The organism is Nocardiopsis sp. CC223A, assembly GCF_030766825.1.
Lineage (GTDB): Bacteria > Actinomycetota > Actinomycetes > Streptosporangiales > Streptosporangiaceae > Nocardiopsis.
The window spans coordinates 23,158-45,532 of sequence record NZ_JASFDV010000003.1; the positions used below are offsets into that span (position 1 = coordinate 23,158).

The 22,375-nt window shown below is 74.8% G+C and carries 16 protein-coding genes; 7 read left to right on the top strand and 9 right to left on the bottom strand.

The window, feature by feature from the left end:
• Positions 1-26: 26 nt before the first annotated feature.
• Together QJS33_RS01970 and QJS33_RS01975 are read right to left on the bottom strand one after the other, a co-directional pair.
• Complete coding sequence (locus QJS33_RS01970; protein WP_306366089.1) at positions 27-737, bottom strand: response regulator transcription factor; 711 nt, start codon at positions 735-737, stop codon at positions 27-29.
• A complete protein-coding gene (locus QJS33_RS01975; protein WP_306366090.1) occupies positions 734-2,014 on the bottom strand; it encodes a sensor histidine kinase in 1,281 nt (426 codons plus the stop codon). The genes QJS33_RS01970 and QJS33_RS01975 overlap by 4 nt, the downstream gene beginning before the upstream one ends.
• A gap of 254 nt (positions 2,015-2,268) precedes the next feature.
• Here QJS33_RS01975 and QJS33_RS01980 point away from each other — a divergent pair, with 254 nt between their 5' ends.
• The gene (locus QJS33_RS01980; RefSeq protein WP_306366091.1) at positions 2,269-2,913 is read left to right on the top strand and encodes a hypothetical protein; all 645 of its coding nucleotides are present in this window, start codon (positions 2,269-2,271) and stop codon (positions 2,911-2,913) included.
• 66 nt (positions 2,914-2,979) lie between these two features.
• Here QJS33_RS01980 and QJS33_RS01985 read toward each other — a convergent pair whose 3' ends face one another.
• Together QJS33_RS01985 and thpD are read right to left on the bottom strand one after the other, a co-directional pair.
• Positions 2,980-4,551: a hypothetical protein gene (locus QJS33_RS01985; protein WP_306366092.1), complete on the bottom strand. Its 1,572-nt coding sequence runs from the start codon at positions 4,549-4,551 to the stop codon at positions 2,980-2,982.
• A gap of 289 nt (positions 4,552-4,840) precedes the next feature.
• Positions 4,841-5,749 (bottom strand): ectoine hydroxylase, encoded by a 909-nt coding sequence (gene thpD / locus QJS33_RS01990; protein ID WP_306366093.1) that lies wholly within the window; start codon positions 5,747-5,749, stop codon positions 4,841-4,843.
• Between the two features lie 647 nt (positions 5,750-6,396).
• Between thpD and QJS33_RS01995 the strand changes: the two genes are divergently transcribed.
• On the top strand, positions 6,397-6,756 hold the full coding sequence (locus QJS33_RS01995) for an MmcQ/YjbR family DNA-binding protein (protein WP_306366094.1): 360 nt from the start codon (positions 6,397-6,399) through the stop codon (positions 6,754-6,756).
• A gap of 21 nt (positions 6,757-6,777) precedes the next feature.
• Here the strand turns inward: QJS33_RS01995 and QJS33_RS02000 are convergent, their stop codons facing one another.
• Together QJS33_RS02000 and QJS33_RS02005 are read right to left on the bottom strand one after the other, a co-directional pair.
• Positions 6,778-7,875 (bottom strand): ImmA/IrrE family metallo-endopeptidase, encoded by a 1,098-nt coding sequence (locus tag QJS33_RS02000; RefSeq protein WP_306366095.1) that lies wholly within the window; start codon positions 7,873-7,875, stop codon positions 6,778-6,780.
• Positions 7,876-7,934: 59 nt separating this feature from the next.
• Positions 7,935-8,606: a hypothetical protein gene (locus tag QJS33_RS02005; protein ID WP_306366096.1), complete on the bottom strand. Its 672-nt coding sequence runs from the start codon at positions 8,604-8,606 to the stop codon at positions 7,935-7,937.
• A gap of 301 nt (positions 8,607-8,907) precedes the next feature.
• Between QJS33_RS02005 and QJS33_RS02010 the strand changes: the two genes are divergently transcribed.
• The 5 genes from QJS33_RS02010 to QJS33_RS02030 all read left to right on the top strand — a co-directional run bounded on the left by QJS33_RS02010 (position 8,908) and on the right by QJS33_RS02030 (position 19,349).
• Positions 8,908-11,064: a helicase-associated domain-containing protein gene (locus tag QJS33_RS02010; protein ID WP_306366097.1), complete on the top strand. Its 2,157-nt coding sequence runs from the start codon at positions 8,908-8,910 to the stop codon at positions 11,062-11,064.
• Positions 11,065-11,171: 107 nt separating this feature from the next.
• Entirely contained in the window at positions 11,172-12,800 is a 1,629-nt protein-coding gene (locus tag QJS33_RS02015; RefSeq protein WP_306366098.1) for a TIGR02677 family protein, read from the top strand.
• Positions 12,797-13,987: a TIGR02678 family protein gene (locus tag QJS33_RS02020; RefSeq protein ID WP_306366099.1), complete on the top strand. Its 1,191-nt coding sequence runs from the start codon at positions 12,797-12,799 to the stop codon at positions 13,985-13,987. The genes QJS33_RS02015 and QJS33_RS02020 overlap by 4 nt, the downstream gene beginning before the upstream one ends.
• The gene (locus QJS33_RS02025) at positions 13,984-18,105 is read left to right on the top strand and encodes a TIGR02680 family protein (protein WP_306366100.1); all 4,122 of its coding nucleotides are present in this window, start codon (positions 13,984-13,986) and stop codon (positions 18,103-18,105) included. Before QJS33_RS02020 ends, QJS33_RS02025 begins: the two co-directional genes overlap by 4 nt.
• Positions 18,102-19,349, top strand: coding sequence for a TIGR02679 family protein (locus QJS33_RS02030; RefSeq protein WP_306366101.1), 1,248 nt, complete (start codon positions 18,102-18,104; stop codon positions 19,347-19,349). Before QJS33_RS02025 ends, QJS33_RS02030 begins: the two co-directional genes overlap by 4 nt.
• Positions 19,350-19,686: 337 nt before the next feature.
• Here QJS33_RS02030 and QJS33_RS02035 read toward each other — a convergent pair whose 3' ends face one another.
• The 3 genes from QJS33_RS02035 to QJS33_RS02045 form a co-directional block, all read right to left on the bottom strand.
• The gene (locus QJS33_RS02035; RefSeq protein ID WP_306366102.1) at positions 19,687-20,121 is read right to left on the bottom strand and encodes a hypothetical protein; all 435 of its coding nucleotides are present in this window, start codon (positions 20,119-20,121) and stop codon (positions 19,687-19,689) included.
• A gap of 140 nt (positions 20,122-20,261) precedes the next feature.
• Positions 20,262-20,993 (bottom strand): class I SAM-dependent methyltransferase, encoded by a 732-nt coding sequence (locus tag QJS33_RS02040; protein WP_306366103.1) that lies wholly within the window; start codon positions 20,991-20,993, stop codon positions 20,262-20,264.
• Between the two features lie 882 nt (positions 20,994-21,875).
• Positions 21,876-22,370: a hypothetical protein gene (locus QJS33_RS02045; RefSeq protein ID WP_306366104.1), complete on the bottom strand. Its 495-nt coding sequence runs from the start codon at positions 22,368-22,370 to the stop codon at positions 21,876-21,878.
• Positions 22,371-22,375: the final 5 nt, after the last annotated feature.

Consider the following 22,375-nt stretch of genomic DNA (forward strand, 5'->3'; position numbering starts at 1 on the left):
TGGTCCGGGACGCCCGGGTGCGGGGGTCAGATCAGGCCGTGGTCGCGGGCGTGGACGGCGGCGTGGGTCCGGTCCCGCAGGCCCAGGCGGGTGAGGATGCGGGAGAGGTGGTTCTTGACCGTGCCCTCGCTGAGGTGGAGGGCCACGGCGATCTCGCGGTTGGTCGCGCCCCGGGCGACGAGCCGCAGCACCTGGACCTCACGGTCGGTCAGCCCGCCCGCGGAGCGGGGGACGGTGTCCCCGCGGTCGGCGGTGACCGCGGGGGAGGGGCGGGCCAGGGCGGCCGCCAGCCGCTGCACGGCCAGCGGGTCGAACTGGGCCACGCCCGCGGCCGCCAGTCGCACGGCCTCGGCCAGTTCACGGGCCGGAAGGTCCTTGAGCAGGTAGCCCGAAGCACCCGCCCGGAGCGCGTGCACGACGTACTCCTCGTCGTCGAAGGTCGTGAGCATCACGACCCGGCAGCCGGGGGCCCGGCCGCGCAGGACGCCGACGGCCTCGACCCCGTCCATCCGCGGCATCCGCACGTCCATCAGCACCACGTCGGGTGCCAGGGCGAGGGCCCTGTCGACGGCGTCCGCACCGTCCACGGCGGTGCCGACGACGGTGATCCCCGGCTGGATGCCCAGCAGCGACGCGATGCCCTCGCGGACCAGCCGCTGGTCGTCGACGACCAGTACGCCCACCGGCCGGTCTTCGGGGCCGTCCCCGGCGTCCTCGGCCCGGCGGTCCGCGCTCATGCCGGGCTCCGCGTGCTCGTGTCCGGGAGCGGCCGGAGGCCGCCGCGGGGGACCGTCACCGACACCCGGGTGCCCTCCCCCGGTCCGCCGTGCAGTTCCACGCTCCCGCCGACGAGCGCGGCCCGCTCCCGCATGCCCGTCAGCCCGAGGCCGGGGGAACGGGAGAGGAGTTCGGAGGGCGGCCCGGGCGGTCCGACCCCGTCGTCCCGGACCACCAGCCGTGCCTCCGTTTCGTCGAAGACCACCGTCACCGAGACGAGTCCGGCTCCGGAGTGGCGGCGGGCGTTGGTCAGCGCCTCCTGGCAGGCACGGTAGAGCGTGGTCAGCTCCGCGTCGCCGAAGCCGTCCTCCTCACCGGTGACGGACAGGGTGACGGTCGGCCGACCGCGCCCGGAGTCCCGGACCAGGTCGGCGAGGGCCGGGCGGAGCCGGAACCCGGTGCCGCCGCCGCGCAGGGTGCGCACCGAGTGGCGCACGTCCTCCAGCGCGCTCCGGGTCGACCCCCGGGCGTCGGCGAGCGCCTGCCCCGCGGCCCGCGGGTCCAGGTCGCGGAACTCGGCGGCCTTCTCCAACTGGACCGCGATCGCGGTGAGGTGGTGGCCGAGGCCGTCGTGGATGTCCCGCGCGACGCGGTTGCGTTCGGCCTCCGCCGACAGCTCCGCGACCCGGTCGGCGTAGGCGGTGAGCCGGGCGTGGGACCGCTCCAGGTCGCCCAGGGCCTCCTCCAGGCGGGTGCGCCCCTGCTGTTCGCGGACGGTGATCCCCGCCATGGCGATGGCCAGCACCAGCCCCACGGAGAACATCAGCACGTCGGAGACGTAGGTGGCATCGGTGTACCAGTCGGGCACCCACACCGCGTAGCCGCCGAGGAGCAGGAGCAGACACAGGGCGCCCAGTGTCAGGCTCACCGTCCGGCCGAACGCCAGGTACGCGGAGAAGGGCACCAGGACGAACAGCACCCGCGACAGGCCGGACGGGTCGAGCGCGGCCGCCGCGACGAACAGCGCCGGCCGGGCGGCGAGGAACGCGATCGCCGGGCCGGTCGGGGTGCGGACGGGGAAGAGGCGCCGTTCCGCGAACTCCAGCGCGAACAGCAGCCCGATGCAGGCCGTGAAGCCGACCAGGCGCAGGGGCTCGGCCGGGCCGTCGCCGCCGAGGCCGACGGCGGCGTAGTACAGGCCGGCCGCTCCGACGACGCCGTACACCGCGGCCGACACCCAGGCCACCGTCCGCACCGGCGGGCCGCCGCCCCGCACGGTGACCGCCGCCTCGTCCATACGCCCTCCCACGCTCGTACGCGATGGGCAGCGCCCATACGGACGAGCGTAGGCGGGCGGCGCCGGTTCCGGCAGGCCCGGTCCGCGTCTGTGGACGGCGGGCGCCGAATGTGGCCGACCGGCACGTGCCGGTCGGGCGGGAGTGTGGCCGACCGGTACTTCCGGGCCCTGAGCCGCCGTTCCTAGGCTCGCCTCATCCGGTGCCGCGGCCGGTCCGCACGCGGCGAACCCCCCGACCCGTAGGAGGACCTCGCATGTACTCACCAGCCCTGTTCCGGGCCGGCGCCGTTCTCGGCGTCGTCGCCGGCGTCTTCATGGCCGTCCCGGCCGCCGTCGAGACGGTGACCGGGGGGACGGCCCTGACCGGTCTCTTCCTGGGCCTGTCCCCGGCCCTGGCCGTTCCGCTGCTCGTCGCCCTGCACCTGCGGCAGAGCCGCGCCGCCGGAGGGTTCGGTGCCGCGGCCTACCTGGTGAACCTGCTGGGCCTCGGTCTGTTCGGCGCCGTCGCGTTCAGCCTGAACATCGTGCTGTTCCGCCTCGACGGGGAGGTCCTCGCCGAACTCCTGGGCGGCGTGGTGGGTGCGGTCGTGCTCGGCGCGGCCGTCGTCTTCGCCCTCGGCTCGGTGCTGTTCGGTGTCTCGATGGTGCGCGCCCGCGTCCACCCGCGTATCGCCGCCTGGGCGTACACGGTGTTCCCGGCCGCGCTCGCGCTCGCCGCGCCCCTTCCCGACACGCTCGTGACCAGCGGGGTCCACGTGGTGGCTGGTGCGTCGCTGGTCCGGCTCGCGGTCTCGCTGTGGTCGGCGGGCCCGTTCGATGGCACCGCCGACGTCGGGGCCCGTAGCGGTGGGGACACGACGGCGCTCGGGTCCCCGGCCGTCCCCGGGGCCGAACTCTGAGCCAACGCCGCCCAGGGCCGGTCGCCCGGTCCCGACACGGCGGGGCCCGGGGCGGCGTTCCCGGGGTCACGTCCCCGGGTCCACATGGACGGCGGGGCCGCCGAACGGCACCGCCAGGGGGCCGCCCCAGGTGCGGAAGACGGGACAGGGCGGTGCGGGATCTCCGTCCAGGAACCGGTTCGCCTCCTCGTAGTAGGCGTTACTGGTCGGCAGCAGGGCGTGCGGGGCACGGACGGGGCAGGCGTCGCGGTCGACCGGCAGCCGCCACCCCGAGGGCATCAGCGGCAGGTCCGCGGTGGACACCACGCTGAGCGCGCGGGTGCGTTCCGGCAGCGGGAGCGCGAAGACCTCGGCGGGGGCGTCCGTGGTGCCGAGCAGCTCGTAGCCCGCGGGGGAGTCGGTGTCGAAACCGAACCCGGCCACCCGGCTCAGCGGTGTCAGCACCTGGAGCAGGTCCGACGCGGGCCGCGCCCGGCCGGGTTCGCCCACGGGCCGGTAGCCGCCGGTGCTCTCGGGGAACGGGCCGATCAGGATCAGCGTGTCGACCCGGGGCGCGTGGCCGCCGGCCACGGCCAGCCACGCGATCCACGCCCCCTGGGAGTGCCCGGCCACGACCAGCGGGCGCGGCAGGTCCGCGGTCTGTTCCGCGAACGTCCGGACCTGTTCGGCGACCGGTCGCTGGGTGTGCGCGCTGGTGTAGGGCGCGCCGGTGCGGATCGGGCACAGTGCCTCGCCTCGGGGCTGGCCGTCCCCCCGGCCCGCGTAGGAGAAGTAGTGGGTCTGGTCGCAGTCGTAGCCGAGCAGGTCGGTGCGGCTCCGGAACGCGTTCCCGGTGCCGGAGTGCGAGTCGATGCCGGACATCACCAGGATCGACCCCGGCCGGGGCCGGGCGGGGTCGGGGGGCGGTGCCTCGCGCGTGGCGGCCCACCCCCAGCCGAGCAGCACCGCGGACATCGCGGTCGCCGCCAGGCGTCGCGGCCCGCCGGGTCGGGCCGGGCGGGTCAGGAGGGTGAGGGCGGCGGCGGTGGCCGCGGCCGAGACGGGGACGAGGGCGACCGTCAGGCCGGGGTACAGGTGGGCGAGTGCGCCGACGCCGGTCACGGCGACGGCGTAGCCCAGGGTGACACCGACGCGGAAGCCGTCGTGCCACGCGGTGGCCAGGGCCTCGCGGATCCCCCCGTTCCCCGCCCGCCAGGGCAGCGGCGCGAACACCAGGACGAGCACCGCGACCGCCGCGGCCCCGCCCCAGAACAGGCGCGAGTACAGGAGGGTGCCCGCGATGTGGACCGCCTCGGCCGCCAGGAGCGCCGGCACGAGCAGCACCCCGTAGAACGCGGCGGCCAGGGCGAGCCGATTTCGGGTGAGCCCGCCCGCCAGCAGCGCCAGGAGGGTGATGCGCACGGCCAGGACCGCGACCAGCAGGGCGGTGAAGGACACGGGGCCCGAGGTCGAGGTCAGCAGGACGCGCATGTCCCCGAAGAGGTCCAGCGGCGGCAGCGCGACCAGGTGCACCAGGCCGGGCCAGGTCGGGACGGCGCCGGTCGCCGCCAGGGTCATCACCACGGCGGTGAGCGGTATCAGGAGCAGCAGGCGGTGCCCGGCCGCTCCGGTTCCGGCTTCGGTCGTCCCGCCTGCCACAGGTCGGCCTCCGTAGGGTCGGCGCGTCGCTTGCCGATGCCCTACCCGCGAGCGGACCCCGGTGCACCGGCGTGTGGCGGGCGGGACGGAGCCCGGCGTGCGGTGGCGGTGCGGCCGCCGCCCCGCCGGAGGGGACGGTGGCGGAACCGGTGCCCGCCCACCGTTCGGGGGCGGGAGCCGCCGGACCGCCCCGAGCGCCCCACGGATCCCCCCGGTTCAGGACACGGCCGGGCCCCGGTGCGGGCGGACGGTGGATCCGCCCCGCACCGGGGCCGACGGGTGTTCCGGGTCAGCGGCCCACCGGGGTGACGTCGCGCGAGGCGAGGAACTCCGGGCGCGGTGCCGGGGCGCTGAACGGTTCCGCACACGCGTTCTCGACGCTGTTGAACACGATGAACACGTTCGAGCGCGGGAACGGCGTGATGTTGCCGCCCGATCCGTGCATGCAGTTGGAGTCGAACACGGTCACCCCTCCGGCCCCGCCGGTGAGCACGTCGATGCCGTGCCGTTCGGCCAGGCGGGACAGGGAACCCTCGTCCGGGGTGCCCACGTGCTGGCTCTTCAGCGAGGCCCGGTAGTGGTCCGCCGGGGTCTCGCCCACGCACGACACGAACGTCCTGTGCGAGCCCGGCATGATCATCAGGGCGCCGTTGTGCGTGAAGTTGTCGGTCAGCGCGACGGAGAAGCTGCACGCCCGCATCCGGGGCATGCCGTCCTCGGCGTGCCAGGTCTCGAAGTCGGAGTGCCAGTAGAACGAGCCGCCGCCGAATCCCGGCTTGTAGTTGACGCGGCTCTGGTGCACGTACACGTCCGAGCCGAGGATCTGGCGTGCGCGTTCGACCAGGCGCGGGTCGTTCACCAGGTCGGAGAACACCGTGCTGATCTTGTGCACATCGAAGACCGACCGCACCTCGTCGGAGGTGGGCTCCACGATGAGGCGCTCGTCGCCGCGCAGGGCGGGGTCGTTCGCGAGCCGGTCCAGTTCGGCCCGGTAGGTCGCGACCTCGGCGTCGGTGACGAACGCCTCGATCTGTGTGTAGCCGCGCCGGTCGTAGCCCTGGAGTTCCTCCGCGGAGAAGGGGCCGTCGCCGGAGCCCCAGACGACGGGGTCCTTACGGTCGAGCAGCGCTGGTTCGGGGGCCTTGCGGGTGGGGTACTCGTCGGCGGTCGATGCCGGAAGATCCATCTGCAGAGTCATGGCCGAATCCCCTGGCGGGGTCTCATCCTCTCCGAAGTCGACGGTTTTTCCTGCCGACACCGGAACTTAACAAAGATCCGGGCCTTCCTTAGGTCACCCTTACAGTCGATGTGTTTAATGGGCGGACGATTCGGGTAGGGCTCCTTTACTATATGGGCGGAAATTCTTTGGGGCCGCCTTTTTCCCTTCCCCGTTCCCCTGTTCTCCCTGGTCGTCGATCGGCTTACCTGCGCTGGGGGACTCCGGGTGGTGAAATGGGCACCTGGGGTCATCACTCCAGTTCGTCGCCTCGGAGGCGGCCGATCGCGGGTGCCTCAGCGCCGATGCACACTTGTGCTATGCGCTAGTTCACACGAATCTGATGCAGTGCGTGGTGCATATCGCCGGTGGCGGGCGGACGCCCCTCGGCGGCCTTTTGCGTTCCCCCGTCCTTTCGGGTGCCCCGCACAAAGCGGCATGCCCCGGTCGGGTGCTCCGGGCCGGACCGAAGCCGCGTTCTCCGCCGTCGGCACCGGCCCGCGCGCCGACCGCGGACACGGGGAGGGCCCGACGGGCCGCCCCCGCCCGGTACCGGGCGCCGCGCCGCCGACGGCGCCTCCCGCGGAGCCGTCGGCGGCGGTGTCGGTGCGGTGTGGTTGGCTCATCCCATGGGTGTGGAGATCGAACGGTTCCTGCGGTTGGCGAAGGCGCTGCCCGAATGCGAGCCGCAGCAGGGGGAGAAGTACACGACCTTCCGGGTGCGCGGGAAGCCGTTCGGCTACCTGTGGCCCCGCACCGCGACCGTGGGGCTCAAGCAGACCCTGCTGGAGCAGGCCGCGCTGGTGGCCGAGCGCCCCGAGGTGTTCGAGGTGCAGTTCACCGCGGGCGGGTTCGGCTGGGTGGTCGTCCACCTCGACGGGATCGCACTGGACGAGCTCAGCGAGCTGCTCCTGGAGGCCTGGTTCCACACCGCGCCCGAGGATCTGCACCCCGTCCAGCCCTCTCCCGAGGAACTGGTCGTGGCCTGACCGCCGTGGCGGCCGCGGCCGTCACCTGCCGGGGACCACGCGCAGGGCGGGGCGCTCCCGGTCCCGCCTGCCCCCGGTGCCGCCCCCGCCGGTACGGGCGGTGAAGGACAGTCCGAACATGAGGGAGTCGAGCTCCGAGAGCGGGATGCTAAGTTCCTCGGCCACCCGGCCCGGTGTGGTGCCTCTGCGGCGCAGCAGGGAGAAGACCTTGGGCAGGATCTGCGAGGTCTCGCGGGCGATCCCGTCCGGTTCGGCGGTGCGGTAGCCCATCTCGGCCAACTGACGGCAGGTGGACCGGTACTGCCAGTCGGTGAGCAGTTCCAGGTCGTGCAGCCGGTGGGCCAGGGCCATGGCCGAGACCCGCCAGATCGACTTGGCCTTGAGGATCTGGTCGACCTGGGCGCCCGCGGGCATGCGGCCGATGACATCGGCCCGGGGCATGAGGAAGGCACTGGCGAACCGGTTGGCCTCGCGTTCGGCCTCCGGGCCGCTGAGCGGCCGCTCGTCCCCGTGCATGACCAGGTGGCCGAGCTCGTGGGCGCAGTCGAAGCGCCCGCGCTCGCCGCTCTTGGCGGTGTTGAGGAAGACGTAGGGCACCGAGTCGCGCCAGAACCCGAACGCGTCCACCTCGTGGTGCTCGGTGTCCAGGGAGAACACGCGGATCCCCTGCGCCTCCAGCAGGTGCACCATGTTCGGGGCCGCGGTGTCGCCCAGCTCCCACAGCGCGCGCACGGTCTCGGCGCAGTCCTCGGGGGAGGGGCGGCCGTAGGTGGGGACGTTCGGCGCGGGCAGCGCGAAGTGCGCGACGAGCCAGTCGTTGAACTCGATCGCCAGGGCGGCCTGGGAGCGGACGGCCTTCTGCTTGCGCATCGAGGTCTTGGTCCGGGCCCGGAACGCCACCGCCTCGGAGGCCACCTCCTCGACCTCGTCCGCGCTGAAGAAGCCCACCGGGAACCCCAGGGCCCCGGCGATCTTGCCCAGGGTGTCCTCGGTGGGGGTGGCGCGGGCGTTCTCGTAGTTGGACAGGCTCTGCTGCGATACCCCCGTCAGGGCCGACAGCCGCGCCAGGGTGAGCGCCCTGCGCTCCCGTGCGAGTCGGATGCGTGACGGCGTGACCATGGTGTGCGCTGCCCTGTCGGTTGTGGGCCCGGCGGGGCCGCCGCCGGGCGTGATCGTCGCTAACGGAAGCCGACGGGGATGTCGATCGGCTCCATCCCCTCACCGTCCTCGGGGAAGACCACGCTCCCGATCTCCAGGTCGGGGAACAGGATGCGCTCATGCCAGGAGGTGAGGTACCCCTGCTCGTCGGGCGGGCCGGGGCGGGACAGTTCACTATGCCACTTCGCGGGACCGCTGTCGGTCTCGGGCTTTCGGTAGGTCAGGAAGACCCACACCTGAAGCCCGTCGAGGTCGGAGGGCTCCGCCGGGCGCGGGAGGAGCTCCGTCGGCAGCCCGGGCAGGGAGAGCTGCTCGAACGGGTCCTCGTCGGTGAGGAGGTGGCGCCCGTTGGGTCCGCGCGGGTGCTGGCTGCGCGGCACGGCACCGGTACTTCCGGTGTTGGCGTCGCCGCTCAGCGTCTGGATGCCGATGGTGCGCTCGGGGTTGACGGTGAGGTCGATCTGGAAGCGGCTGACGTTCTCCCAGCCGTACCGGACCTTCTGCTCGGACCGCAGGGCGGCGAGGCGTTCGTGGTAGGCGTACTGGCCCGAGGCGGTGCGGCCGTGGCTCTCGGTCACCCGGCGCAGACCCGCCTCGCTCATGCGCAGGGCCTTCTCCATGACCGGCCAGGAGGTGCCCAGGAGGGCGAGGCGGTCGTCCCGTCGGGGGAGTTCGTGTGCGGCGATCAGCAAGAGACACCTCTCGAAGTCCGTGCACTTGAAGAAACCCTACCGCGATCGTGGTCGGATTTCTTCAAGTCGAAGATGGGTCGGGGATGCCGGTGCCGTCCATGGTGCCCCGCGCCTCGGACGTTCCGCGGTGCGACCGGAGCGTTGCGCCGGGGCCCGGGTCAGGGAGCGGCACGGCACCCGGGTTCGGCGCGGCCGACCGCCGGCGCGCTCGCGCGGCGGGACGTGGCCGCGCCCGGACCGCGGTGGCACCGGCGCCCCGGAACGGCCGCGGAACCGACGGAGCGTCGATAGCCTCGGGTACATGGATCGCCTGACCTCCCTCGAACGGCACATACGCTCGCTGGACCCCGATGACGTCGCCTGCGTCCTATCGGCGCTGCCCTCGGACCTCCTGGAGTCCGTCGAGCGCCGGACGCTGCCGGAGGTGCTCGCCACGGTCTTCCCCGAGACCCTGGAAAGGCTCGACCTCGCCGAGATGGACCTGATCGCGGCCGCCGTGGACGTGGCCGAGCACGCTCCCTCCCCCGACTCCCACCGGCTCTCGTTCTTCGGGCCGGTGAACGACGCCCGGGTGGACGAGGCGGTGCTGCTGTCCCGGATCGGCGCCACCGCGGACGGGGAACGCGAGGCGGCACTGGCGGCCCTGGAGCGGCTGGGGCGCAAACTGCTGTTGTGGCCCGATGGGAAGGGCGGCCACCACCTGGCCTCCGGACTGGTCGAGGCGATCGCGCCCGAGGTCGGGGTCCCGGGCGTCGACGACGCCCTCACCCGTTCCTACAACCTGCCCGAACTGCGCAGGATCGCCCTGGCCCTGGGGCTGGACCCCACCGGGCGGCGTGCGGCGATCCAGGCCGGGATCACCACCGTCCTCACCGACCCGCAACGGGTCCTGGACCTGCTGGAGCAGGCGCCGCCGGGCACGGCGGAGTTCGCCTACCGGCTCACCGGCCGCGGCGCCGTGCTGGGCACCTACTGCTTCGAGGGCGGAGGGCTCTTCGGGGAGAAGTTCCGCTTCCGGCCCGAGGGTTCCGGGGACCCCGACACCGACTGGCTGGCCGAACGGGGGCTGCTGGTCCCGGTCGCCCCCGAACGGGCGGTGCTCCCGCGCGAGGTCGCCGACGCCATGCGCGACGGCGCGGTGATGCGCTTCTCGGCCCGGCCGCCCTCACCGGCCGGGGTTCCGGTGCAGGAGCGGAACGTCGCGGAACAGGCGCAGGTGGCGCTGATCGCCGCCCTGAACACGGCGGACCGCCTGGTCGCCGAACTCGCCGAACGGCCTGCCGCGGTCCGCAAGAGCGGCGGCCTGACCGTCCGGGACCGCAAGCGGCTGACCGGTATCACGGGGGACCACCTGCAACTGTGGCTGGAACTGATGGTGGCCGCCGGCCTCCTGGAACAGCGGGACCGGCAGATCGCGGTCGCACCGCGGGGCGCACGCTGGCGCGTCCGGGAGCACACCGAACGCCTCGCCCCCCTGATCGAGGCCTGGTCGGCCCTGCCCGACGTGCCCTCCTGGCAGCCCGACGAGCGGGACCCGGCCACGCCCGGGGAGTCCTTCGTCCCCGCCGCGGTGCCCCTGCGGGAGGGGCTGCTCGCCGCTCTGGCGGCGCTGCCGCCGGGGCGGGGCGGCGGGGTGCTCCGCCAGAGCCTCGACGACGCGGACGGGGACCTGCCGCCGCACGTGGGCGAGCTGCTCGAAGCACTGCTCTGGCACCGGCCCGCGGCCGCCGGTGTCGAGGAACTCACCCCGGTCCTCGCCCACACCCTGGAGGAGGCCGAACTCCTCGGCGTCGTCGTCCACGGAGCCGCCACCCCGGTGGGCCGGGCCCTGGCCGGGGGCGGCGGCCGGGTGCCGCAGGCCCTGGCGGACCTGCTGCCCGCCGCGGAGAGCACGGCCTACTTCCAGGGCGACATGACCGCCACGGTCACCGGTACGGCCGGTGCGGAACTCCAGGAGGTGCTGTCGCTGGTCGCCGACCGCGAGAGCGGCGGGCACGCGGCCTCCTGGCGGCTGACCGCCGGATCGGTCCGCCGGGCCCTGGACACCGGGCGCACCGCCGATGACCTGGTGGCGCTGCTCTCGGGGGTCGCCTCCGGCGGGTCCCTGCCGCAGACCGTGGAGTACCTGATCCGCGACACCGCCCGCGGCCACGGCCGGGTGCGCACCATCGCCGCCGGATGCGTGCTGGCCTGTGCGGACGCCGCCCTGGCCCGGGAGCTGGCCGGTCACCGCGGCCTGCGCGCGCTGGGACTGCGGGCCGTGGCCGACACGGTCCTGCTGAGCCCCGAACCGGAGGCGACCGTCCTCGCGGTCCTGCGCTCCCACGGCTACGCGCCGGTGGCCGAGGATTCGGACGGCGCCGCGGTCGTGGACCGGGCCGGAACGGTGGACGGGGACGTGCCGGACCGCCGCGAGGAGCTCCGGGCCCTGGCCCGGGAGCTGACCGGCCGGGTGTGAGGCGGGGCTCTCCGCAGACGGCACCGCGCAGGCCGTGTCCGGGTCCGGCGGATCGATACTCTCGGAATGCGGCACCCCGTTCTCCCAAGGGATGAATACTGACAGCGATGACTTCCTCCCCCGAATACGAATCCGGAGCCGCGGCGCGGGGCGGCGCACCCGCCCCCGGTGGTGCCCGATACGAGGTCTTCGCCCACCTCACCGCACCCAACAGCGTGCTGTACCGGGCGGTGATGGGCGTGTTCGTGCGGGCCAAGGAACAGTTCCGGGTGCACCTGCGCCCCGAGGAGGTCCACGCCGGGCTTCCCGAGGCGGTCCGGCCCACCGCGGTCGACCCGGTCGCCGAGGCGCTCACCCGGCTCCACACGTGGGGCAACCTGCGCGAGGACCCCGACACCGAACGCGTCACCGCCGTGGAGGACTTCTACCGGCGCCGCCACATCTACCAGCTGACCCGGGAGGGCGAGGCCGCCGAACGGGCCCTGGCCGTCTACGACGAGGCCCTGGGCGCCACCGGCGCGCTCCAGGCGGTCGCCCTGGCCGACATCGCCACACAGCTGCGCGCACTGCTCAAGGAGTCCTGCCGGGAGTCGCCCGACGAGGCGGTGGTGCACCTGACCCTGCACGGCCTGGTGGCCCGGTTCGGGGAACTGGCCGACAACGCCAGCGCCTTCATGGGCTCGCTCCAGCGGACCATCGACCTGCACGACGCCGACGTCGACGCGTTCCTGGCCTACAAGGACCACCTCATCGCCTACCTGGAGCGGTTCATCGGCGACCTCATCACCCGCGGCAGCGAGATCGCCTCCCTGCTCATCGAGCTCAACGGCGACGGCGGGGACACCTCGCCCGCCGCGGAGCTGGTGCGGATCGCCGCCCGGCGCGAGGCCGCCGACGCCGCACCGGGGCGGGCCCCCGAGACGGCGGACACGCCCGCCGCCGACCGGGCCCTGGAACGCGCCCTGGAACAGTGGCGGCACCGCTGGGCCGGGCTGTGCTCCTGGTTCCTGTCCACCCCCGGCGCCCCCGCCCAGTCCCACCGGCTGCGCAGCGCCGCCCGCACCGCCGTTCCCCAGCTCCTGCGGGTGGTGGCGGTCCTCAACGAGCGCCGCACGGGCCGCTCCGACCGGTCGGCGGACTTTCGGACCCTGGCCCGCTGGTTCGCCCAGGCCCCCGACGACGACGCCCGCCACCGGCTGTGGCGCACGGCCTTCGCCCTGCACCCCTCCCGGCACCTGGTCGTCGACCCCGACACCGCCGAGCGGCGCGAGCGCGATCCGGTGCCCCCCGGCACCTCCTGGGCGCAGGACGAGCCGATCACCATCAGCCCGCGCCTGCGCCGCACCGGCTCCTACGAGCGCCGGGGCCGGGCCCGCAAGGTCATCGACCGCAGCGCCGAACGCCGCTATCTGGCCGAGCTGGCCCGCAAACAGGCCGGGGAGGCCGAGGCGGCCCGCGCCCGGCTCGCCACCCGGGGCCCGGTGCGCCTGTCGGACCTGGGCGAACTCGACCCGGCCGCGTTCGGACTGTTCCTCCAACTGCTCGGCGACGCCCTCGCCCGTTGGGGCCCCGGGACCACCCGCACCACGGCCACCAGCAACGACGGCACCATGGAGATCCGCCTGAGCGCCCTGCCCGACGGCCGAACCGCGACCGTGCACACACCCGAGGGCACCTTCCGGGGCCCCGACCACCTCGTCGACATCGTCGACCTGACCCGGGAGGGGCCCCGGTGAGCACCGCCGAAGGACTGCACCGGGCCGCCCGGGCGCTGCTGTCGCGCCCCCTGCTGCGCGCCTCGGCCCACCCGCAGGAGTTCCGCCTGGTCAGGGAGCACCTCCACGAGCTGCGGCGGTGGTTCGACCGCAATACCGGGTGGCGGCTGTACGCGGACGCCGAGACCGCGCGCCTGCACAAGGTGCCCGGGGACCCCGGCGACGCCACCCACCCCGCCCGGGAGGAGGGCCGCGGACGTCAGGCCTTCGACCGGCGCCGCTACGTCCTGTTCTGCCTGGCCCTGGCCGCCCTGGAGCGGGCCGAGGCGCAGACGGCCCTGGGTCGGCTGGCCGAACAGGTCGTCCTGGAGGCGGCCGCGCCCGACTTCGCCGACCTCGGCTTCACCCTGGCCGCCCGCGACCAGCGCATGGACCTGGTGGCGGTGGTGCGGCTGCTGGTCGAACTGGGGGTGCTCTCCCGGGTGGCCGGGGACGAGGGGGCGTTCGTCGGGCGCCAGGGCGACGCCCTCTACGACGTGGACCGGCGCGTCCTGGCGGCGCTGCTCGCCGGTGCCCGCGGCCCCTCCACCGTCCCCCACGAGGACCACGGCGAGCGGCTCGCCGCCCTGGCCGAGGACGGGGTCGCCCACCAGCTCGACAGCGACGACCTGCGCAACACGGCCGTCCGCCACCGGCTGACCCGGCGCCTGCTCGACGACCCCGTCCTGTACTTCGACACCCTCACCGAGGAGGAGCACACCTACCTCACCGGCCAGCGTGGAGCGATCACCCGGCGTATCCACGAGCTCACGGGCCTGGTGGCCGAGGTGCGCGCCGAGGGCATCGCCATGGTGGATCCCCGGGACGACCTCACCGACGTCCGCATGCCCGAACAGGGCACCACCGGGCACGCCACCCTGCTGCTGGCCGAGCACCTGGCCGCCGCCGGGCGCCCGCTCACCCTGGACGAACTCGCGGCCAGGGTGCGCGAGCTGGCCGACGAGCACGCCTCCTACTGGGCCAAGTCGGCCCGGGCGCCGGGGAACGAACCCGCGCTGGTGGCCGCGGCGGTGGAGCGCCTGCGCGCCCTGGACCTGGTCGAACCCGTGTCCGCGGACGGCGCCCCCGCCGTGCGGGCGCGCCCCGCGCTGGCCCGCTACGCCGTCGCCGACCCCGTCGTCACCACATCCCAGGGAGGAACCCCGTGACCTTGCCCGAGCCCGAGCAGGAGCGCTGGCAGCCCTTGCGCCTGGGCGTCGTCGACCTGTTCTACTACGAGAACGAGGAGTTCCGCTTCCGCGACGGGCGGCTGCTGCTGCGCGGCAACAACGGGACCGGCAAGTCCAAGGTGCTCGCCCTGACCCTGCCCTTCCTCCTGGACGGGGAGATCTCCGCCCACCGGGTCGAACCCGACGGCGACCCCAAGAAGCGCATGGAGTGGAACCTGCTGCTGGGCGGCGAGTACCCGCACGACGAACGGCTCGGCTACACCTGGATCGAGTTCGGCCGCCGCGCGGCCGACGGCACCCGCGAGTACCGGACCCTGGGCTGCGGGCTCAAGGCCGTGTCCGGGCGCGGCATCGCCCGCCGCTGGTTCTTCTCCACCACCCGGCGCATCGGCGGCGACGGGGGGCTCGACCTCCTCGACTCCGCCGGCACCGCCCTGTCCCGGGACCGCCTGATCGAGGCGATCGGGGGCCGCGGCATGGTCTACGACAACGCGGGCGACTACCGCCGGGCGGTCGACGAGGCACTCTTCGGGCTGGGGGAGGAGCGCTACGCCTCCCTCGTGGACCTGCTGGTCCAGCTGCGTCAGCCGCAGCTGTCCAAACGGCCCAGCGAGACCGCCCTGTCCGCCGCCCTCACCCAGGCCCTGCCGCCCGTGGACCAGGCGGTCATCGCCGACGTCGCCGAGGCCTACCGGGAACTGGAGGACGACGAACACGAACTACAGGCGATGGTCGACGCCGAGAGCGCCTCCACCGCCTTCCTCGGCCACTACCGCCACTACGCCCGGGTGGCGGCCCGGCGCGCCGCCCGGGCACCCCGCCGCGAGCACTCCCGCTACGAGAAGCTCACCGCCGACCGCACCGCGGCCGCCGCCGAGCACGGGGCGGCCGACGCCGACCTGGACCTGGTCGACTCCCGCATCCGGGAGCTGGACTCCCGGACGGCCCGGCTGAACGGCCAGGAGCAGTCCCTGCGGCGCAGCCCCGAGATGGACAGCGCCCGCGAACTGGACCGGGCCCGGGCCGACGCCGACCGTACCGCCGAGCAGGCCGGCCGTGCCGCCGCCGACACCGACCGGGTGGCGGAGGAGGCCGCCCGCGCCCGGAGCGGCCTCGGACAGGCCTCCCGGGACGCCGAGCGGGCCGAGACCGGGTTCGCCCGCGCCCGGGAACAGGCGGCCGGGGCGGCGGGGGCCGCGGGGATCGCCGAACGGCACCGGGACGCGATCGAGCGGGTCCTGCCCGGGCGGCCCGAGGACGCCCGCCGGGCCGCGGAGGAGCTGACGGGGTGGCGGGGCCGCGCCCTGGAGCACACGGACTCCCTGATCCGTGCCGCGGACGCCGCCCGCGAAGAGCACCGCAGGGCGGGTGCTCGGGTGGCGGACGCCGACGGCGAGATCGCCGAGCTGGAGGAGTCCCGCGCACAGGCGGAACAGGACCTCGACGCCGCCGTGCGGGGGCATGTCGCGGCCGTGCGCGGGCACGCCGAGTCCTGCACGGAACTGCGCGTCGACGGCCTCGCGGGGCTGCTCGACCGGCTCGCGGACTGGGCCGCCACCCTGACCGGACCCGACCCCGCACGCCAGGAGCTGAACCGGTGCGCCCACCGGATCGAAGCCGAACTGGTGGGGCGGGAGGCCGCACTGGGCCGGGAGCGCGAAGAGCTGCACGACACCCGCGCGGCTCTGGAGGACGAGCGGGAACGGCTTGAGAGCGGCCGTCCCGCACCGCCCCCGGTACCGCACACCCGCACCGCCTCCCGGGAGGCGGGTCGTTTCGGGGCACCCCTGTGGCGGCTCGTCGAGTTCGCCGACCACCTCGCGCCGGGTGAGCGCGCCCGGCTGGAGGCGGCGCTGGAGGCCGCCGGCCTGCTCGACGCCTGGGTGGGCCCCGACGGCTCCCTCGCCCCCGCCGGCGAACACGACGCCTTCGCCCTCCCCGGGGACCCGGTGCCCGGACCCCACTTGGGGATGCTGCTGCACCCCTCCATCGACCCGGACGACCCGGGCGCCCGCGCCGTCCCCGCCGACCGTGTCACAGCGCTGCTGGCCTCGATCGGGACCGCCGACCGGCCCGACGTCGCCACCTGGGTCACCGTCGGCGGTGACTTCCGGATCGGTGCCCTGCGCGGCAGCTGGACCAAGGAAGAGGCGCGCCACCTCGGCGAGGGTGCCCGGGAGCAGGCCCGCCGCGACCGCCTGCGCGCGATCGCCGACGAACTCGACACCATCGGGCGGCGGTCGTCCTCCCTCGACACCGCCCTGGACGCCCTGGCCGAACGCCGCGGCACCCTGCGTTCCGAGCTCGACTCCCTGCCCGACGACACCGGGCTGCGCGGCGCCCACGCCCGGGTGTCCGACATCGTCCGGACCGGGGTGCTGCTGGCCCGCCGCAAGAGCGAGCGGGAGCAGGAACGGGAGCGCGCCAGGGTTGTTTGGGACGAGGCCCGCGCCGCCCTCGACCAGGCCTGCGCCGAACTGGGCACGCCCGCCGACGGGCAGGCGCTGGCCGGGCAGCGCGAGGAGCTGTCGTCCTACCGGGTGGCCCTGGCCGGGCTGTGGCCCGCCCTGGACCTGCGCCGCGACACCCTGCGCAACCTGGAGGAGACGCGGGAGCGGGCCGAACGCACCGAGCACCACGCCGCCGAACTGCGGGAGCGCTCCGAGCGGCTGCACCTGGAGGCCGAGGAGGCGGCGGAGCGCCGTGCCACCCTCGCCGAGACGGTCGGAGCGGCGGTGGCCGAGCTCAACGCCAGGCTCGAACAGGTCTCCCGGGAACTGGCGCACTGCCGCGAGCGCGGGCGCGAACTGCGGGACGAGCGCTCCGCCGCACTGGAGCGGCGCGGCCGCGCCGCCGGTCTGCTGGAGCGCCTCGACGACGACATCGCCGAGTGCTCCCGCACCCGCGCCGAGGCGGTCGGGGCACTGCGGTCGTTCGCCGCCACCGGCCTGCTCGGTGTCGCCCTGCCCGACCTGGAGGTGCCGGACCCGGCCCGCGTGTGGGCGGCCGACCCGGCCGTGCGCCTGGCCCGCGCCGTGGACCGGGCCCTGGAGGGCACAGACGACGCCGACCAGGTCTGGGACCGGCTCCAGAAGAGCCTGTCCCAGCAGTTCAAGAACCTTCAGGACGCCCTGTCCCGGCACGGGCACAGCGCCGCCTCCTGGCCCGAGGCCGGCGCCCTCGTCGTCCGGGTCACCTTCCAGGGGCGCGAGCGGTCCGTCGACGGCCTTGCCGCGGCACTGGCCGAGGAGGTCGCGGCCCGCCGCGCCCTGCTCTCGGCCCGCGAGCGCGAAGTACTGGAGAACCACCTGCTCACCGAGGTCGCCGGGACCCTCCAGAGCCTCATCACCGCGGCCGAGGGCCAGGTGGAGCGGATGAACGCGGAGCTGGAGGACCGCCCCACCAGCACCGGTATGCGGCTGCGGCTGGTGTGGAAGCTGAACCGCGACGCCCCCGAGGGGCTGGCCGCGGCCCGGGGCCGCCTGCTGCGCCAGACCGCGGACGCCTGGTCGGCCCAGGACCGGGCAGCGGTCGGGGACTTCCTGCAACGGCTGATCGAGCGCGAACGCGACTCGGGCGCCCCCTGGTTCGACCGGTTGGCCAAGGCACTGGACTACCGCTCCTGGCACCGGTTCGCCGTCGAACGGCACCAGCACGGCCAGTGGAAGAGCGCCACCGGACCGGCGTCGGGGGGTGAGCGGGTGCTGTCGGCCTCGGTCCCGCTGTTCTCCGCCGCCTCCTCCTACTACGCCACCGCCGGCAACCCGCACGCCCCCCGCCTGATCATGCTCGACGAGGCCTTCGCCGGGGTCGACGACGACTCCCGCGCCAAGTGCCTGGGACTGCTGCGCGCCTTCGACCTGGACGTGGTGATGACCAGCGAACGCGAATGGGGGTGCTACCCGCAGGTTCCGGGACTGGCCATCGCCCAGCTGTCCCGGATGGACGGGGTCCCGGCGGTGCTGGTCACCCGCTGGGAGTGGAACGGCCGGGAGCGTTTCCGGGCGGCCGATCCGGGCGGGACCGCTGTCGGGGAACGGGAGGGGGCCGTCGTCGCCGCGGCGCCGGGGAACACCCGGGAAGGACTGTGGGAGTGAACGACCTGCCCCGGCTGCGGCGCCTCCTGGGCACCCCGGACACCGCCTGGCTGCTGGAGCGGGCCCGCCGCCGCCTGCGCGAGGGCAGACCCCTGACCGGGACGGTCACCCGCCAGGACGCGACCGACGGGGAGCGGTCGGCCCTCGCCGCCCTGGTGGGCCGCGCTCCGGGGCGCGGCGGCACCGTGAGCGTCCGCCTGGAGCGGGTCGACTCCCTGCTGCGGGACAGCGGCGCCTGCCCCGGCGGCCTGGCGGCGGCGGTCGAACTCCTCACCGGGCCCGTCGTCCCCCGCAAGGACGAACGGGCACGGGAGGAGGAGTCCTGGAACCGGGTGTTCGCCCCCCTGGAGGAGGCATGCGGCCCGCACCCCCTCCTGGCCGGGTGGTGTGCGCAGGTGCGCCGGGACGGGCGGGTCCGGCGGATGGCCCCCGACCCGGAGCAGGCACGGCCCCTGGTGGAGGCGGTCGCCCGGGTGGTGGCCGCCCTGCCGGCGGAGGGGGTGGCCCTGTCCCACCTGGCCGCGCGGGTGCTGGGCGACGCCCATGCCCTGGACGACGACCGGTCGGCGGCGACCCTGGTCCTGGGGGCGGCGCGCCTGCTGGGCGGGCAGGACGAGGGGAGCGGGGCCGCGTGGCGGCGCCGGGTGTGGGCCTCGGTCGGGGTGCTCAAGGACGAGCTGTCCTCCACGGTGTTGGTCCTCAATCTGCCCGGTGCCCCGGCGACGGCCACCGGGCGGGCGCTGGCCGCCCTGGCCGGGGCCGGACAGCCCGCGGTGCTGACCCTGCGCCAGCTCGTCGCCGAACCGGACTGCGTCCAGTGGTCGGGGAGGCGGGTGTCGGTGTGCGAGAACCCCGCGGTGGTCGCGGCGGCCGCCGACCGGTGGGGGGCCGCGTGCGCACCCCTGGTCTGCCTACAGGGGGAGCCGAGCGCGGCCGCGCTGACCCTGTTGCGGGGTGCCGCGGGCGACGGTGCCCGGGTGCGGCTGCACGCCGACTTCGACCCGGGAGGGGTGCGCATCGCCACCACGGTGGCCGGGCAGGTCGGGTGGGAGCCGTGGCGGTTCACCGCCGCCGACTACACGGCCGCCGCGGCCGCCGGGCCCGGGCGCCCCCTGGGCGGTGTTCCCGCCCCGACCCCGTGGGACCCGCCCCTGGCGGCGGTGATGGGCCGCCACGGGGTCCGGGTGGAGGAGGAGAACGTCCTTCCCGACCTGCTCGCCGACCTGGGGCCCGCCGCACCGTGATCGGCCCGGCCGGGTGGGGCGCCCCGGCGCGGCGCCGAGGACGAGGGGGCTGCCGTCGCGACCGCCGACCCGCCCGCCTGGGCCCGGTGCGCCCGGCCGGGCGCTCAGGGGCGGATGTCGCCGGCGAAGCGGTCCAGCGCCTCGCGCACCGGGTGCAGTCGGTAGGGGCCGACCCTCGGTGGGTCGGAATCGCGTAAGGGGTCCGGCATGGGCACCGCTTCCGCTCGGGGGCGGTCGGTCCCGGCCGGGGTGGAAGCCGCCGTCCTGCGAGGAGCGCCCGGCCGGCTCCGGCCGTGCCGGCGCGGGGCGTGCAGGGAGCGGCGGGCGCATCGCCGCCTCACCGGGCGTGGAAGGCGGACAGGTCGACGGCCGGGGCCGGGGCGAACTCCACCCCCCGCTCGGGCGGGACGGGCTCGCCGGAGGCGGCGTCGGTGCAGTGGGCGTCGAACAGCTCGGCCTCGTCGAAGGGGACGAGGGCGTGGTCGGCGATCCGCCAGCCGCGGACGACCTTGACCGGGATCGCCGTCCCGTTCGCGAGGGTGTGGGAGGTCTCCTCGGTGAAGCTGCGCAGGACCAGGGCGGCGCTCCGCCCGGCGGCCACGATGCCGGACAGCCGTTCCACCACCGGGGGGTGCTCGATGTCCCAGCCCCCGGTGTGCAGGACGACCGAGGTGGAGTCCGACCGGTCGGTGTGCAGGGTGAGGATGTGGTGTCGGCCGGGGAGGTCCCTCAGGAGGGCGGACAACAGGATGCGGGCGCGTGAGGTCAACATGGTCCGAGTATGTGCGCCCCGAACCGCCCGGAACGGGTTGTCCACAGGCCGGATTCGGGGGCCGCGCGGATCACGGGGGCCTTGCGGGAGGGGCGGCCGGCCGGGGCCCGGAGCGAGGTCGCCGGCCGGTCCGGGCCCGGTCAGGCGGGCTTGCGCAGGACGGTGATGCGGTCGCGGTACTTGGCGACGGTGTACTGGCCGCGGTCGCCCCAGGAGTCGCGTTGCTCGACGACCTCCAGGCCGTGGTCGGCGGCCCAGCGGGCGAAGGCCTCGGGGGAGACGTCGGAGCGGTTGCCGTCGTCGCGCCAGCGCCGCTGGCTGATCCAGCGCTGGGCGATGCGGCCCGGGCGGCCGGTGCGGCCTGTGGCCGGGGCCAGGCGCAGCGACCAGTCGGGTTTGCCGGCGTGGTGGACGACGGCGGTCGCGCCCGGGGCCATGACCCGGGACATCTCGGCGAGGTAGCCGGTGATGACGTCCGGGTCCAGGTGGACGAAGACGTCGAAGGACCACACGAACGCGATGGAGGTGTCCGGGACGGGGGCCATACCGCAGTCGTCGGTGCGGTGGACGCGCAGGCCGGGGCGGTCGGCGAACCTTTCCCGGCAGTGGTCGAGGCAGCTCTCGTTGACGTCCACGATCCACACGTGCGGGGAGTGCTCCAGCAGGTGTTCGGTCCAGCGGCCGTGGCCGGGGCCGATCTCCAGGGAGGGGCCCCGGGAGGCACCCGGGACGAGCAGGGTGTCGATGAGGGAGGTCTTCCACTCCTCGTAGGGCTGGCCGCAATAGGCGGCCATGAAGGACCACTCGTCGCCGTTTTTGTCCCAGGAATGCGTTTTGCCCCACGTCTTGCGATTCCATTCGACTGTCGGCATTTTCTGTGTTCCTCCTGTTCGGGTGCCCGGTGTGGGGCGTCGGTGATTTTCTCTGAAACGGAGAACTCGCTTTCCGAATCCTACTCCCGGATCGTTGGAGAGGTGCTTTCTCTTTTCTTTTCCCGGTGGGGGCGGGGTGGTCCGGGCTCGGGTTCGGTATGTGCGTTCGACGCCCCGTGGAGCGAGAACGGTTGATGGGGTTCACGCCGGATCGTGTGCGGTGGTACCGCTTCGAGGCCGTCCGGGGACGCCGGACGCGCGAGCACGCCCGCACCGCACCCGCCGGAGCCCCGGTGGTTCGCCGACCCGTCCCGGCCCGCCCCTGAAGCGCGCCCGGAGCGCTCTGTGGCGGGTCCGTCGCCCACGCCGACTCCGGAGCCGTTCGCGGGGCGGAGGCCGTGGGGGCGCGATGGCCCCCGGTCCGGGCGGACCGGTCGGCACCGCCCCCGGCGCCCGGTCGACGGAGCCGACCGGGCGGGCGTTCCAGGATCCGGCCGACCCGTGGTGGAGGGAGTGCGTGCGAACGGTCCGGGAACGGCGGGTGGTGGGGTCCGCGCCCCCGGGTGGGAAATGGCGTCCGCGTGCTCGAACGTACCGGGTCCGGGCACCTCGTGCCGGCTTTTCTCAAAAAAACAGAGAAAAATCCATGATCTACACTATAAAGGCCGCGAATCGGTTCTCTGGCGCATCACCGCGGGGCACCGGGACGAACGGCCGGGGCGGAGCCCGGTCCCCGGCGTGACCTGAACAGGGATCAGGTGATGGTCCATTCGCCGCAGCCGCTGGTCTCGAAAGCGACGTCCGTGGCCGGGACGGTGACGACTTGGTTCCCAGCCGTCCGGCAGGGCACGGAGAACGCGGGCGGGGGACGTGCGCGCCGGGTCAGTCCGTACGCAGGCGGGCGGCGGTGGCGGGGTCGAGGTCGCGCAGGGCCGCGAGGGACGCGGTGTAGGCGGCGGTGCCCTCCGGGCCCAGGGCGTCGGCGTAGGCGTCCGCGGAGACGGCGGGGACCTCCTGGCCGTTGGTCTGGGCGCTCAGCAGCCACCGGGCGACCTCGGCCGGGTCGATCCCGGCGCGGGCGCAGGCGGCGGCGTGCAGCGGGACCAGGGCGGCGGCCTCCGCGGCCGGGGCGCCGGGGTCCGCCAGCAGCGGGACGGTGCGGTCGATCAGGACGATGGCGCGGCGGGCCAGGGACTCGGCCGCGGCCCACTCGCCCAGGCCGGAGAGCGCCTCCACCTCGCCCACCAGGTCGCGGACGGCCGCCGCGTACTCCTCGGGGCGGTCGGGGACGGCGGCGGGATCGGCCAGCAGGGCCAGGGGGTCGGCGCCGGGGAGGAGTTCGTCGGGCAGGTCCGGGGAGTCCGGGAAAGAGGCCATGGTCC

What these genes read in the sequence shown, in the direction of transcription:
- QJS33_RS01970 (WP_306366089.1), bottom strand. Translation starts at nt 737, where the DNA reads ATGAGCGCGGACCGCCGGGCCGAGGACGCCGGGGACGGCCCCGAAGAC.
- QJS33_RS01975 (WP_306366090.1), bottom strand. Translation starts at nt 2,014, where the DNA reads ATGGACGAGGCGGCGGTCACCGTGCGGGGCGGCGGCCCGCCGGTGCGG.
- QJS33_RS01980 (WP_306366091.1), top strand. Translation starts at nt 2,269, where the DNA reads ATGTACTCACCAGCCCTGTTCCGGGCCGGCGCCGTTCTCGGCGTCGTC.
- thpD (WP_306366093.1), bottom strand. Translation starts at nt 5,749, where the DNA reads ATGACTCTGCAGATGGATCTTCCGGCATCGACCGCCGACGAGTACCCC.
- QJS33_RS01995 (WP_306366094.1), top strand. Translation starts at nt 6,397, where the DNA reads ATGGGTGTGGAGATCGAACGGTTCCTGCGGTTGGCGAAGGCGCTGCCC.
- QJS33_RS02000 (WP_306366095.1), bottom strand. Translation starts at nt 7,875, where the DNA reads ATGGTCACGCCGTCACGCATCCGACTCGCACGGGAGCGCAGGGCGCTC.
- QJS33_RS02010 (WP_306366097.1), top strand. Translation starts at nt 8,908, where the DNA reads ATGGATCGCCTGACCTCCCTCGAACGGCACATACGCTCGCTGGACCCC.
- QJS33_RS02015 (WP_306366098.1), top strand. Translation starts at nt 11,172, where the DNA reads ATGACTTCCTCCCCCGAATACGAATCCGGAGCCGCGGCGCGGGGCGGC.
- QJS33_RS02035 (WP_306366102.1), bottom strand. Translation starts at nt 20,121, where the DNA reads ATGTTGACCTCACGCGCCCGCATCCTGTTGTCCGCCCTCCTGAGGGAC.
- QJS33_RS02040 (WP_306366103.1), bottom strand. Translation starts at nt 20,993, where the DNA reads ATGCCGACAGTCGAATGGAATCGCAAGACGTGGGGCAAAACGCATTCC.
- QJS33_RS02045 (WP_306366104.1), bottom strand. Translation starts at nt 22,370, where the DNA reads ATGGCCTCTTTCCCGGACTCCCCGGACCTGCCCGACGAACTCCTCCCC.